The sequence below is a fragment of the Bifidobacterium lemurum genome (genome assembly GCF_014898175.1).
In the GTDB taxonomy this organism is placed as follows: Bacteria; Actinomycetota; Actinomycetes; order Actinomycetales; family Bifidobacteriaceae; genus Bifidobacterium; species Bifidobacterium lemurum.
The window spans coordinates 2,072,472-2,084,315 of sequence record NZ_CP062948.1 but is presented as its reverse complement, the minus strand read 5'-3'; the positions used below and the strand labels follow the sequence as shown (position 1 = coordinate 2,084,315).

Genomic DNA, 11,844 nt, shown 5'->3' with positions numbered 1-11,844 from the left:
CCAACACGACGAGGGATTACGCCGTGAACCGGGGCGGTCGGACGGCGTTCATCGTCCGACACGCTCCGGGCCGCTCAGGCCAAGTCTTTACGGTCTGACAATGAACGCCGTCCGACCGCCCCTCGCTTGCATCGTTCGCTTCGGTTTGTTCGTTTTGGTTTTCGGTTCCGTCTAGCTTTCGTAGTCGGCGTTGATGTGGACGTATTCGTGGGTCAGGTCGTCGGTCCACACCGTGGCTTCGGCGTCGCCGGCGTTCAGGTCGATGTCGATATGCACCTCGCGCGGGGTCATGTCGACCTCGGAGCGGTCGCGACCCGCGCCTCCGTTCTCGCAGATGCGCACGCCGTTGACGTCGACGGTCACCTTGTCCGCGTCGTAGGGGGCCACGCTGGCGGGCACGGTGCCGATGGAGCTGACGATGCGGCCCCAGTTCGGATCGTTGCCGGAGATGGCGCATTTGAGCAGGTTCGACGCGGCGACCGCGCGGCCGCAGGCCAGGGCGGCGTCCACGCTGGTGGCTCCGGTGACGCTGATGCGGATGTCGTGGCTGGCGCCCTCGCCGTCGCCGATGATCTGGCGGGCGAGCGAAGCGCAGGCTTGGGCGACCATCGCGTTGAACTCGTCCGGGTCGGGCTCCACTCCGGAGGCGCCCGAGGCGAGCAGCAGCACGGTGTCGTTGGTCGACTGGCAGCCGTCCACGTCGATGCGGTTGAACGAGGTGTCCACGGCGGCGAGCAGCGCGGCCTGCGCCTGACCGGCGGTGACGACCGCGTCGGTGGTGATCACGGAGAGCATCGTGGCCAGCTGCGGGGCGATCATGCCCGAACCTTTGACCATGCCGCCGATACGGTAGCCGTCGCCTTCGATCTCGACGGTTTTGGGCTTGGTGTCGGTGGTCATGATCGCGTGCGAGGCGTCCGCTCCGGCTTCGGCGGTGTCGTCCAGCGCGGCGAACGCGGCGCCGGCGCCGGCCAGCACGTTGTCGAGCGGTAGCAGCTCGCCGATCAGGCCGGTGGAGCATACGGCGATGTCCTCGGGCGCGACGTCCAACAGTTCGGCCACACGCCGCGCGGTGGCCTGCGACTGTTCGTATCCGGCCTGTCCTGTGCAGGCGTTCGCGCCGCCGGAATTCAGGATCACGGCTTTGACGTGGCCGTCGGCGATGATCGAACGCGTCCACTGCACGGGGGCCGCGCAGAAGCGGTTCGAGGTGAACACGCCGGCGGCCGCGTCCAGCGGGCCGTTGTTGACGACCAGGGCCAGATCTTTTTTGCCCGCGACGGCGGAGATGCCCGCCTCGACGCCGGCTGCGGAGAATCCTTGTGCGAATGTCACGCTCATGGCGCCACTCCAATCTTGGTCAGGCCTGCGTCCTCGGGCAGGCCAAGTGCGATGTTGAGGGACTGCACCGCTTGTCCGGCGGTGCCGCGGTTGAGGTTGTCGATGGCGGCGAAGGCGATGACGCGCCCGGCGTTGCGGTCGGTGACGACCTGCAGATGCGCGGCGTTCGAACCGACGATGTTGCCGGTGGCGGGAAGCGCGCCTTCGGGCAGCATCACCATGAAGTCCTCATCCGCGTATGCGTTCGTCCAGACGGCGCGGATCTCGTCGTCGCTTAAGTCGCGCGCCTTGTCGGTCATCGCCGCGCTCACGCAGGCGAGGATGCCTCGCGACATGGGGGCGAGAATCGGCGTGAATCCAAGCGTGAACCGGTCCGCTTCGGCCGCGGCCAGTCCCGCGGCGTGGGCGAAGTTCTGCAGGATCTCGGGGATATGGCGGTGCGTGCCGCCGACGCCGTAGGGCAGGGCGGATCCCAAAGCCTCCGAAGCCAGCAGGTTGGTGCGCTTCAGGGCCTTGCCCGCGCCGGAGTAGCCGACCACCAGATCGGCCACGATGCTTTTCGGTTCGACCAGACCTTCGGCCACGCCGGGCTGCATCGCCAGTGTGGTGGCGGTCACGTTGCATCCAGGACCCGCGATGCGTTTCGTTCCGGGCAGCGCCGCGCGCTGGCGCGTGTACAAGCCGTCGGAGGCTTTGCCGGTGATGAGCTCGGGCATGCCGTAGGTCCAATGCTCGTAGAAGTCGCCGCCGTAGAACGCGTCCCAGGCGGAGCGCTCCTCGAGACGATGGTCGGCGCCCAGGTCCACCACCACAGCCGTTTCGTCGAGCTCTGCGGCCAACGCGCCGGACGCGCCATGCGGCAGCGCGAGGATGATCGCGTCGTGTCCGTTCAGAACCTCGGCGGTGGTGTCCTCCACCACCAGGTCGGCCAATTGGGGAATATGCGGCATGTGTTTGGCCATGGATTCCCCCACCGAGGAATGTCCGGCCACGCATGCCACTTCGAAATCTGGGTGCGCGGCGAGGATGCGCAGCGCCTCACCGCCCGCGTATCCTGTGGCACCGGCCACGGCAACCGTATACTTCGCCATAATCCGTCCTTTGCGACTACGAAAACTCGGCTTCAGTATACACTTCTATGCAGACTTATGCATAATTATGCAGTCCTCGTGTGGCGGACGTCAGGCGGTGATGGTCGTGTCCGTGCCGGAAGAGCCGCCCTGCAACTGGTTGAGCATCTGCTGGTAGAGGCTCATGGCGTCGATGCCGTTCATCATCATCCACACCACGGCGATGGTGTACAACGCGTTGATCACCACGGCGGCGAGTCCCAGCCAGAACCCCTTCATATGGAAGGTGCGGCACCGCCACATCGCCAGCGCGCCCATCAGCGCGGACAGCACGGGCACGGGGAAGAACAGCGCCAGAATCAGGGAGATCACCGCATAGGCGTCCCAATGCCCGTACATCGGGTTCTGGGCGGGATCGTTCAGATCGATGCCGTTGAAGTAGTGGGGCGTGTGCGCGGGCGCTCCCTGCTGCTGGCCCTGCCACCCCTGCTGCCACTGCTGGCCCGGCTGGCCTTGCATGGGCGCACCGGTGTAGGGGTCGTTCTGCCCGCCGTATTGCGACGGCCGGCCCTGCTGGCCGGGCGTGGTCTGGGACTGCGCCGGCGGCGCGCCATACGGCTGAGCGTATGGCGGCGCGGATGCGGCCGCCTGCTCGGCGGTGGGTTCGGGATCGGGCGCGCCGTAGATGTACGGATTGTAATTCGCTCCGTACTGGCTCGCGTTCGCGCCGTATTCCGGCTCGTGGTACTCGCCGTACTCCGGCTTGCCCGTATCGCTCATCGAACTCCTTTGATTGGGTTTGGTCAGGCGCGCAGCTGTGCGCCCAGCTCGGCGGCCTTGGCCACGATCGCCTCGCGGATCGCCTCGCTGTCCTCGGCGGCCAACGTCTTGTCCTGCGAACGGAAGGTGACCGCGAAGGCCAGGGATTTCATTCCCTCGCCCAGCTGGTCGCCGGTGAACACGTCGAAGAGTTCGACGGATTCGAGGTCTCCGCCCGCGGCTTCGCGGATCGCCTGTTCCAGCTGGGCCGCGGTCACCGTGTCGGCCACGGTGAAGGCGAGGTCCTGCTTGACCGGCGGGAAGGTGGAGATTGGCTTGGCCTGCACCGGCTTGCCGTCCAATGTGGCGAACAGTGCGGTGAGATTCAGCTCGAAGGCGGCGGAATGCGCGGGGAAGCCCAGCGCTTCGTTGACCTGCGGATGCAGTTCGCCCACGAAACCGACGAATTCCTCGCCCACGAGCACGCGGGCGGCGCGGCCCGGATGCCACTGGGCGGGCATCTCGTCGGCGGAAGGCTGGTCCAGGGTGATGTCGGCGCCGATACGGTCGGCGATGCGGCGCACCGCCTCCACCGCGTCGGACCAGTCGACGGCGCGCTTGCCGCCCATCCAACCGGTGTCTTCGGCCAGGCCGGTCAGAATGCCCGCCACATGGTCGGGCTGCGCCGGCAGACCGGCGTCGAGCGCGGCGAGCTGCTCGTCGGTCGGCTTCACGCCGCCGGGCAGCGCCGGGATGGCGGGGGCTTCGGGATCCCACAGATACACATGACCCAGCTCGTACAGGGCCACGTTCTCGATGCCGCGGCGCAGGTTGCGCTGCACGGTGGTGGCGAGAGTGGGCAGGATGTCGCGGCGCAGGTACGGACGGTCGCCGTACAGCGGGTTGGCGATTTCGACGCTGACGCGCTTGACGTCGTCCAGACGGTCGCCGTGGGCGAAGGCCTTGAAGTCCTCGTCTCCGACGAACGGGTAGCTCAGCGTCTCCACCATGCCGTATTCGGCGAGCTCCTGCGACACCTCGCGGCGACGACGCTGGTCGGCGGTCAATCCCACCATGCCTTCGGTCGGCGCGGGCGGCACGGTGACCGGAATCTGGTCGTAGCCGACCAGACGGGCCACCTCCTCGACCAGATCGCACGGCTCGTTCAGATCAGGGCGCCAGGTCGGCGCGGTGACGGAGAATTCGCCGTTGCCGCCGCCGGCCACCACGCAGCCGATATCGGTGAGGATGTCGCTGATGCGGTTGAGATCCACGTCCAAGCCGGCCACACGGGCCACCTCGCTGGCTTTGAAGGCGATCGCCTTGCGGTGCGCGATGGTGTTCACATCGTTCGGATGGTCGCTGGCCTCGCCGGAACCGTACTTGGTGAGCAGTTCGGCGGCCATCTGGGCGGCGGCCGGCTGCAGCGCGGTGTCCACGCCGCGTTCGAAGCGGCGCGACGCCTCGGAGGGGATCTTGTGGCGGCGCGCGGAACGGGCGATGGTCACCTGGTCGAAATGCGCGGCCTCCAGCAGGATGTTCTTGGTTTCGGCGGTCACCTCGCCGTACAGGCCGCCCATCACGCCGGCCAGACCCAGAACGCGCGAGCCCCGCTCGCCGTTCGGGGAATCGGTGATAAGCAGATCCTCGACGCTCAGCTCATGCTCCTTGCCGTCGAGCGTGGTGAGCTTCTCGCCTTCCTTCGCGCGGCGCACCACGATCGGACCTTCGATTTTGTCGAGGTCGTAGGCGTGCATCGGCTGGCCCAGATCCATCATCACATAGTTGGTCACATCCACGGCCAGCGAGATCGAACGCTGTCCGGCGCGGGTGAGGCGGCGGCGCATCCAGTTGGGCGTGCGCGACGACGGGTCGAAACCGCGCACGGCGCGCGCGTGGTAGCGGTCGCAGCCGGGCACGCCGTGGATCGGATTGTCGTCGTCGATGATGATGTCGATGTCGGTGACGGTGCCGGGCGCGTAATCGGCCGGCTCCGGCGCCTTCTCCCCCAGTTCCACGGCCGGATCGACGTACGCCGCGCCGGTGGAATGGTGGTATTCGCGGGCCACGCCGCGGTAGGAGAAGGCGTAGCCGCGGTCGGGGGTGATGTTGATCTCCAGCACCGGCTGGTCGAGGTGCAGCAGTCCCATCGCGTCGTCGCCGGGCTTCAGGGCCTCGTATTCCTCTTCGGTGAAGCCATAGTCGCGCAGCAGGATGATGCCGTTGTGGTCGTTGCCCAGACCCAGCTCGCGCTCGGAGGCGCACATGCCGTCGGAGATGTGGCCGTAGGTCTTGCGCGGCTCGATCCTGAAGTCGCCGGGCAGCACGGCGCCCGGCAGGGTCACGACGACCTTCTCACCGGCGGCCATGTTGGGCGCGCCGCACACGATGCCGCGCGGCACCTTGTTGCCGTTCTCGTCGACGTCGTTGTATTCGTCGCCGACGTCCACATGGCACCAGTTGATGGTTTTGCCGTTCTTCTGCGGCTCCGGGGTGGCGTCCACCACGTAGCCGACAACGATCGGTCCGGTGAGCTGCGAGGAGTGGATCTCCTCCTCCTCCAGACCGACCTGCACCAGATCCTGGGCGAGTTGCTCGTAGGTCAGTCCCTCGGGCGTCTCGACATGGTCGTTAAGCCAATCGATATCGATCATAGGCATGGGTCAATCACTCCCCCATCACAAACTGTTCGCTGAATCGCACGTCGCCCTCGACGAGGTCGTGCATGTCGTTGATGTCGTGGCGCAGCAGCAGCGTGCGCTCCATACCGACGCCGAAGGCGAAGCCGGTGTACACGTTCGGGTCGAGTCCGGCGGACTTGAGCACGTTCGGGTTCACCATGCCGCAGCCGCCCCATTCGAGCCAGCCCGCCCCGCCCTTCTTGTCGGGGAACCACAGATCGAGTTCGGCGCTCGGCTCGGTGAACGGGAAGTAGCTGGGACGCAGACGCGTCTTGGCCTCGGGGCCGAACATGGCGACCGCGAGCTTGTCGAGCACGCCCTTCAAATCCGCCATGGTCAGGTTCTTGTCGACGGCGAGCGCCTCGCACTGGTGGAACACCGGGGTGTGGGTGGCGTCGAGCTCGTCGGTGCGGAACACGCGGCCCGGGCAGGCGATGTACAGCGGCACGCCGCGGGTGAGCAGCGCGCGCACCTGGTCGGACGAGGTCTGCGTGCGCAGCACCATGTTCGATCCGACGAAGCCGGCCGCGTCCTTGGCCTGGTTGCCTTTGACGTAGAAGGTGTCCTGCATCTGGCGGGCGGGATGGTCGGGGCCGAAGTTCAACGCGTCGAAGTCGTACCATTCGGTCTCCACCTCGGGGCCTGTGGAGATCTGCCAGCCCATGGAGACGAAGAAGTCCTCGACGTCCTCCATCAGCTTGGGCAGCGGATGACGGGCGCCCAACGGCTTGCGCCTGACCGGCAGGGTCATGTCCACCGTCTCGGCGGCCAACGCCGCGGCCTCGGCCTGGGCTTTGAGCTCGGCCTCCTTGGGGCCGTAGGCGCGTCCGAAGTCGGCGCGCAGCTTGCCCAGCAGCTTGCCCGCGTCCTTCTTCTGGTCGGCGGGCAGCGAGCCGATGGCCTTGCTGGCTTGGGTCATCGCGGAGTCGGCTCCGGAATACTGCGTTCTGATAGTCTTCAATTCCTCCAGTGTGGAGGCCTGTTGGATCTTCTCGATGCCTTCGGCGACCGCTGCGGTCACCGCCTGGGCGTCGAACACCATGTTCTGCGACACGAGAACCCTTTCCGAGTATGTTGTAAAAACCTATAAACCTTATGTTTTCCAGCGTTTTACCGACTTCACATTCTTTCAATATGACTCGACAACGCCTATCGGTCCGGCGGCCGCCAGCAAGCCCGGAGGCTAGCCGTGGGAGGCCATCGCCAGACTCATCAGCATGACGGCGGCGCTGGTGGCGAGGTTGAGCGATTCGGCCTTGCCGTACAGCGGAATCGACACGATGTCGTCCGCGCGTTCCAGCACGTCGGCGGGCAGTCCGCGGGCCTCGTTGCCGAACAGCACCGCCAAAGGGCCCGAAATCAAGGAGCGTTCCGCCAGCACGTCGGGCAGCGGGCGAGACCCGCGCTCCTCGGTGCCGTACACATCCGCGGCGACGACCTTGATGCCGTGTCCGCCCGCCCAAGCGAGGAATTCGTCGGTTCCCATGGTCAGCACCGGCACGTGGAACAGGGATCCGGCGGTGGAACGCACCACTTTGGGATTGAACACGTCCACGCAGTCGTCCACGAACACCACCGCGTCGCAACCGGCGGCATCGGCGGCGCGGATCACCGTACCGGCGTTGCCGGGATCGCGTACCTGCCAGAACGCGGCCAGACGCGTGCCGGACTCCCCGGCCTGCGCGGCGGGCGGCATATTCGCTCCGGCGCGCATGGCTTCGACATCGCCCACGGCGAGGATTCCTTGGGCGTCGCCGCTGATGCGACGAATCACCTCGCCGCTGGCCCAATGCACATAGATGTCGGAATCCAGCGCCTGATCCACGATGCGCCGCAAGGTATCCGTCGCGGCGCGGCGCTCGCCGCCCTCGGCCTCGACCTCGACGTACAGGTCGCGCACCACATCCGGACGCCAGACGACGGCCTCGCGCACCGACTGCGGTCCCTCGATCAGGAATCGGCCGGCGCGATGGCGGGTTTTGCGGTTCGTCAGGTCGGCGAGATGCCGCACCCGTTCGGATTTGGGGTTATCGACAAGCTGTGCGTTGATGGGCATGCCATCCACACTACCGCACTACCGCACGCCGACCAATCGAGGGACACGCACATACAGGATCCAATGCTCGTCCTCGGCGTCGGCGGACAGCACGCCGCCGAGCCGCTCCACCTCGGCACGGTGCATCTTCAACCCGTGTCCGCCCGTCATCGGCGGCGAGTCCACGGGATCGCCGACCTCGTCGAGCCGCTCGTCGTCGGCCAGCGGATTCGTGGCGACGATCTCGATCTGGTTCTTATCCACGGTGACCACCACGGTGAAGGCCTCCTGGCCCGGAGTCCCATGGCGGACGATGTTCGCGTACGCCTCGTCGAGCATATCGAGCACGCAGGCCCTGCGCTCGCGGATATCGCTTGGATTGTCGAATTGGGGACCATGCACATGGTCGATGACGCGCGAGACGCCGATGAACCCGGATTGCGCGAGCACGGCGGTCCACTCGTCCGTCCTCTCGCGCAGCACGTCCACGAACCGGCGGCCGTCGGTGCGCCCGCGTTCGCTGCTCAGTTCCGTCTCATCCTCGTCGCTCAACTGGCGGATCACCGCGTACACGCTGTCGAGCACGCGCAGGGAGCGGTCGTTGATCTGCCGCCAGGCCTCGCGGTCCTCCTCGGATTCGACGCGGCGGATCCGCTGCTGGGCGATGCGTGCGATATTCGACAGGTCGCCGGTCACCGAATCGTGCACGATGCGGGCCACGGTGACACGGCGTTTGAGCGCGTCCGCCTCCTCGATCTTGCGCTGCGCCTCGTACAGCAGCGAATGGCGGCGGCTGGTGTGGCTGAAGAACAGCAGCAGCGTTATCAGCAGAATCAGGATCGGCACCTGCGCGTAGCCGGAGAACCAGCGGAAATCGGGGTATCTGGAACTCTGGATCGCCAACGAGCACACCACGGGTATGGCCAGCACCACGCCCGCCTTCGTGCTGATGTCATAGGTGAGGGTGCCCAGGGAGTAGGCGACTCCCAGCAGTTGGGACGGCCCTTCGACATGGAAGAACAGGCAGGTCACGCAGAAGTTGAGCAGCAGCGCCAGATTGGCCGGCACGGGGAACACGCCCGCGAGCGGCAGCAATATCATGAACACCGTGGCGGTGACCACTCCGGACAGGGTCTGCGGCGGCGTGAAGTACCATTCCCAGAATCCGCAGATCAGCAGAACGAAGGTCTGCCCGATTCGGATCGGATGTTTCACGGGGCTGAGCGCCAGCGGCACCGACCCGGCGAGATGTCCGTCCCCTCCGCGTGTGAAACGCTCCCGCTCCATGGTTCACGCCTCGGCGTTCAGCCACATCGCCACGGCCTGCCAACGCGAGGTCGCGCCCAGCTTGTGCATCGCGCGCTGGCCGTGCTTCTTCACCGTCTCCGGAGTGATGTTCAACGTTTCGGAGATCGCCTTGATCGACATGCCCGCCGCGAAGGAATCCATGATCTCGAATTCGCGGTCGGTGAGCACCGCGCTCATGCCCGACTGGTTCTTCAGACGCACATGCGCGGTCAGGGGAGATTCGAATCCATCCCCCCACGTGCCACCCGAGGCGACGGTGCGCAGCGCGGTGACGATCTGCTGTTCGTCGGCTTTGCCGACGATGCCCTGCGCGCCGGCCAGCGAGGCCTTCTCCGTGTATTTGTCCAGCGAGTAGGCGGTCATCGCCAGAATGCCCACTTTGCTGATGCGTGCGCGGATGCGGCGGCACACGGAGATGCCGGACACCCTTTCCATGCTCATATCGACCAGCAGCACCTTGGGTCGGGTGGCGGCGCGCAGGCAATATTGCACGGCTTCGCCGCCGTCCGCCGTGGTCCAGATGACTTTCGCGTCGGGCAGCAGCTCGGTGATGCTGGTCTTCAGGCTAGGCAGTACGAACCGGTCGTTGTCCACTATGCCGATGGTCACTTCGTGGTCCATATTGCCTCCGTAGCACTTCAGGTGAGGACACTCCACTCTGGGGTTTTTCTGAAAGCAATCCTAACAAAAAGCAATGCTCCCACCTCCGTCATCCTTTTCCCGGTATTCCCCGAAAGGGGTAGATTTCACACACGCGAGCCGCAAGCCGCACAGCGTATGAATCGGACGCAAGCATTATTCGGCGGAGCGAAACAAGCAGACTGAGCATAGGGAAGACTCGCCTCACCGTCGGCATCATTACGGCTCATCGCCGCTTGAAAAAACGGAACAGCTGCGATTCCCGCACCCAAGCGCCGGACGCCACTGCCGAGACGACCACCGCCGCGCACAGAGCGATCGGGGTCCGGATGGCGATGGCGGCGATTCGAGCGAAGTCGTCGGAGGCGAGTCTCGCGCATAAGGCGGTTAGCAACGATGTCGAGGCGAGCGTGCCAAGACCCGCCCAAACGCTCGTCTCCACCGCAATGGTAAGCACAAGGGCCTCCTTGGACTGCCCGGAGTGCAACGCCCCCGCGTATTCGAGCCGTCGCCGACGCACTGCCATCCATCCGATCAGCAGTCCCACCGATCCCGCCACGAACGGCATCCATCTGGTCATGCGCGAATGGTACGAGCCACCGGCATCATAGTGGGAGTCGAATCCTTTGTTCAGCCGGGTGACGCCGCCTTTGGCGCTTTCGCCGCCGGAGACGACGGCCGTGGAATACAGCAGCGCGTCAAGATCGTCGGACGTCGGCCACTGCTTGGCCCAGCATTCCTCAAATGTCCCTTCCCACGAGGAGACGGGCACCACAAGCGCGTAGGCGAATCGGGTATCCCGCCCGTCATTGTCCCAGTCGTACACGCCTCCCACACGAATTGTCCCTTGATCGGTCTGCACCACGCTTCCGACGGACAATCCAAAATCCCCTGCCATGTCGCGGGATATCCATACGCCGCCAGCATCGGCCGACATCGTGTCATCCGAGGCCAGCAGATGCAACAGTCCCGGTGTCACCTCATAGGATGCCACGTCTCTGCCGGGTGTGGCAGCGAAGACGATCTGCGGGCCGCTTCGCATCGCGCCGGACACCGATGGACCATCCGGAACCGAAGACAGACGGTCGCATGTCACACCATCGACCTTCGCCCCGACCAGCGTGGCCACATCAGCGTTGGCTCGAATTCGAGCGGCTGCGTCGTCCTGCAATGCAATGACCGACATCGCCTCGTATCCGCCGAACAATCCTCCGACTAGCAGTACCGCCAAAGCCATCGAAACGGCGCGAGCCGTACCGCATGACACATTGCGCATCGCCTCGGAGAGGATGGATTCCAACCTCATCGCGCCGCTCCCACTTCCGCCGTGCCAGCCGCCCCGCCGTCAGGTCTTGACATCTCATCGTGAGGGCGTTCGGCGTCGTCTCGATCTGATCCCGTCGCCAACGGCGCATACTCAGACAAATCGACCACACGTTGACATGCGTCGCGCGTGTCGGGATCATGCGTGGCAATCATCACCATCATCCCCTGTCCGGCAAGTCTCCCGAGCACATGACTGACCGAACGAGCGGTGCGCGTGTCCAATTGCGCGGTCGGCTCGTCCACAAGCAACACATCAGGCTTGGAACATACGGCGCGCGCCAGCATCAGACGTTGTGCCTCACCACCGGATAATTCGGAAAATCGACGGTCGGCAGCGTAGCGAAGATCGAACACCTCCATCATGTCCAAGGCCTGTCCTTCGGCATCGCGCCGGGACATTCCCTTGGTAAGCAATGGAAACACGACATGGTCCAGCGCTGAGCGTTCGGCTACGCCATACGGATTCTGGAACACCCAGCCAATCCGCTCGACGCCATCGCGCTCCACAGTGCCGGCGTATGGTTGTTCCCATCCCGCAAGTATGGACAGTAGCGTGGATTTGCCGCATCCGCTCGGACCGCACACCGCCACGGTCTGCCCAGGGTGCACGACGATATTCAAGTGCTCGAATAGTATATCGGTGTCAGCGAAGCGATGCGCGAGATCATGTGTGGCGATATGCATC

10 protein-coding genes are annotated in these 11,844 nt (G+C 65.3%); all 10 read right to left on the bottom strand.

Translation table 11 applies throughout. The annotated features are described in order from the left end of the window. Positions 1-171: 171 nt before the first annotated feature. Positions 172-1,341 (bottom strand): bifunctional glutamate N-acetyltransferase/amino-acid acetyltransferase ArgJ, encoded by a 1,170-nt coding sequence (gene argJ, locus BL8807_RS07970; protein ID WP_072723871.1) that lies wholly within the window; start codon positions 1,339-1,341, stop codon positions 172-174. Then, positions 1,338-2,432: an N-acetyl-gamma-glutamyl-phosphate reductase gene (gene argC, locus BL8807_RS07965; RefSeq protein ID WP_072723869.1), complete on the bottom strand. Its 1,095-nt coding sequence runs from the start codon at positions 2,430-2,432 to the stop codon at positions 1,338-1,340. Before argC ends, argJ begins: the two co-directional genes overlap by 4 nt. 90 nt (positions 2,433-2,522) lie before the next feature. Next, the gene (locus tag BL8807_RS07960) at positions 2,523-3,191 is read right to left on the bottom strand and encodes a hypothetical protein (protein ID WP_072723867.1); all 669 of its coding nucleotides are present in this window, start codon (positions 3,189-3,191) and stop codon (positions 2,523-2,525) included. A gap of 23 nt (positions 3,192-3,214) precedes the next feature. After that, a complete protein-coding gene (gene pheT / locus BL8807_RS07955) occupies positions 3,215-5,830 on the bottom strand; it encodes a phenylalanine--tRNA ligase subunit beta (RefSeq protein WP_072723864.1) in 2,616 nt (871 codons plus the stop codon). Positions 5,831-5,837: 7 nt separating this feature from the next. Beyond that, positions 5,838-6,893: a phenylalanine--tRNA ligase subunit alpha gene (pheS, locus tag BL8807_RS07950; protein WP_370737534.1), complete on the bottom strand. Its 1,056-nt coding sequence runs from the start codon at positions 6,891-6,893 to the stop codon at positions 5,838-5,840. A gap of 141 nt (positions 6,894-7,034) precedes the next feature. Further along, complete coding sequence (locus BL8807_RS07945) at positions 7,035-7,907, bottom strand: TrmH family RNA methyltransferase (RefSeq protein WP_072723860.1); 873 nt, start codon at positions 7,905-7,907, stop codon at positions 7,035-7,037. An 18-nt stretch (positions 7,908-7,925) separates the two neighbouring features. Next, on the bottom strand, positions 7,926-9,173 hold the full coding sequence (locus BL8807_RS07940) for a sensor histidine kinase (protein ID WP_072723858.1): 1,248 nt from the start codon (positions 9,171-9,173) through the stop codon (positions 7,926-7,928). Positions 9,174-9,176: 3 nt separating this feature from the next. After that, positions 9,177-9,815 (bottom strand): response regulator, encoded by a 639-nt coding sequence (locus BL8807_RS07935; protein WP_072723855.1) that lies wholly within the window; start codon positions 9,813-9,815, stop codon positions 9,177-9,179. 244 nt (positions 9,816-10,059) lie between these two features. Then, positions 10,060-11,139: a hypothetical protein gene (locus BL8807_RS07930; protein ID WP_072723853.1), complete on the bottom strand. Its 1,080-nt coding sequence runs from the start codon at positions 11,137-11,139 to the stop codon at positions 10,060-10,062. Beyond that, positions 11,136-11,843 carry an ABC transporter ATP-binding protein gene (locus tag BL8807_RS07925; protein WP_072723851.1) on the bottom strand — a complete coding sequence of 236 codons (708 nt, stop codon included), beginning with the start codon at positions 11,841-11,843 and terminating at the stop codon, positions 11,136-11,138. The genes BL8807_RS07930 and BL8807_RS07925 overlap by 4 nt, the downstream gene beginning before the upstream one ends. Position 11,844 lies beyond the last annotated feature (1 nt).

Coding starts and splice junctions, on each gene's coding strand:
- argJ (WP_072723871.1), bottom strand. CDS start 1,341: ATGAGCGTGACATTCGCACAAGGATTCTCCGCAGCCGGCGTCGAGGCG.
- argC (WP_072723869.1), bottom strand. CDS start 2,432: ATGGCGAAGTATACGGTTGCCGTGGCCGGTGCCACAGGATACGCGGGC.
- BL8807_RS07960 (WP_072723867.1), bottom strand. CDS start 3,191: ATGAGCGATACGGGCAAGCCGGAGTACGGCGAGTACCACGAGCCGGAA.
- pheT (WP_072723864.1), bottom strand. CDS start 5,830: ATGCCTATGATCGATATCGATTGGCTTAACGACCATGTCGAGACGCCC.
- pheS (WP_370737534.1), bottom strand. CDS start 6,893: ATGGTGTTCGACGCCCAGGCGGTGACCGCAGCGGTCGCCGAAGGCATC.
- BL8807_RS07945 (WP_072723860.1), bottom strand. CDS start 7,907: ATGCCCATCAACGCACAGCTTGTCGATAACCCCAAATCCGAACGGGTG.
- BL8807_RS07940 (WP_072723858.1), bottom strand. CDS start 9,173: ATGGAGCGGGAGCGTTTCACACGCGGAGGGGACGGACATCTCGCCGGG.
- BL8807_RS07935 (WP_072723855.1), bottom strand. CDS start 9,815: ATGGACCACGAAGTGACCATCGGCATAGTGGACAACGACCGGTTCGTA.
- BL8807_RS07930 (WP_072723853.1), bottom strand. CDS start 11,139: ATGAGGTTGGAATCCATCCTCTCCGAGGCGATGCGCAATGTGTCATGC.
- BL8807_RS07925 (WP_072723851.1), bottom strand. CDS start 11,843: ATGCATATCGCCACACATGATCTCGCGCATCGCTTCGCTGACACCGAT.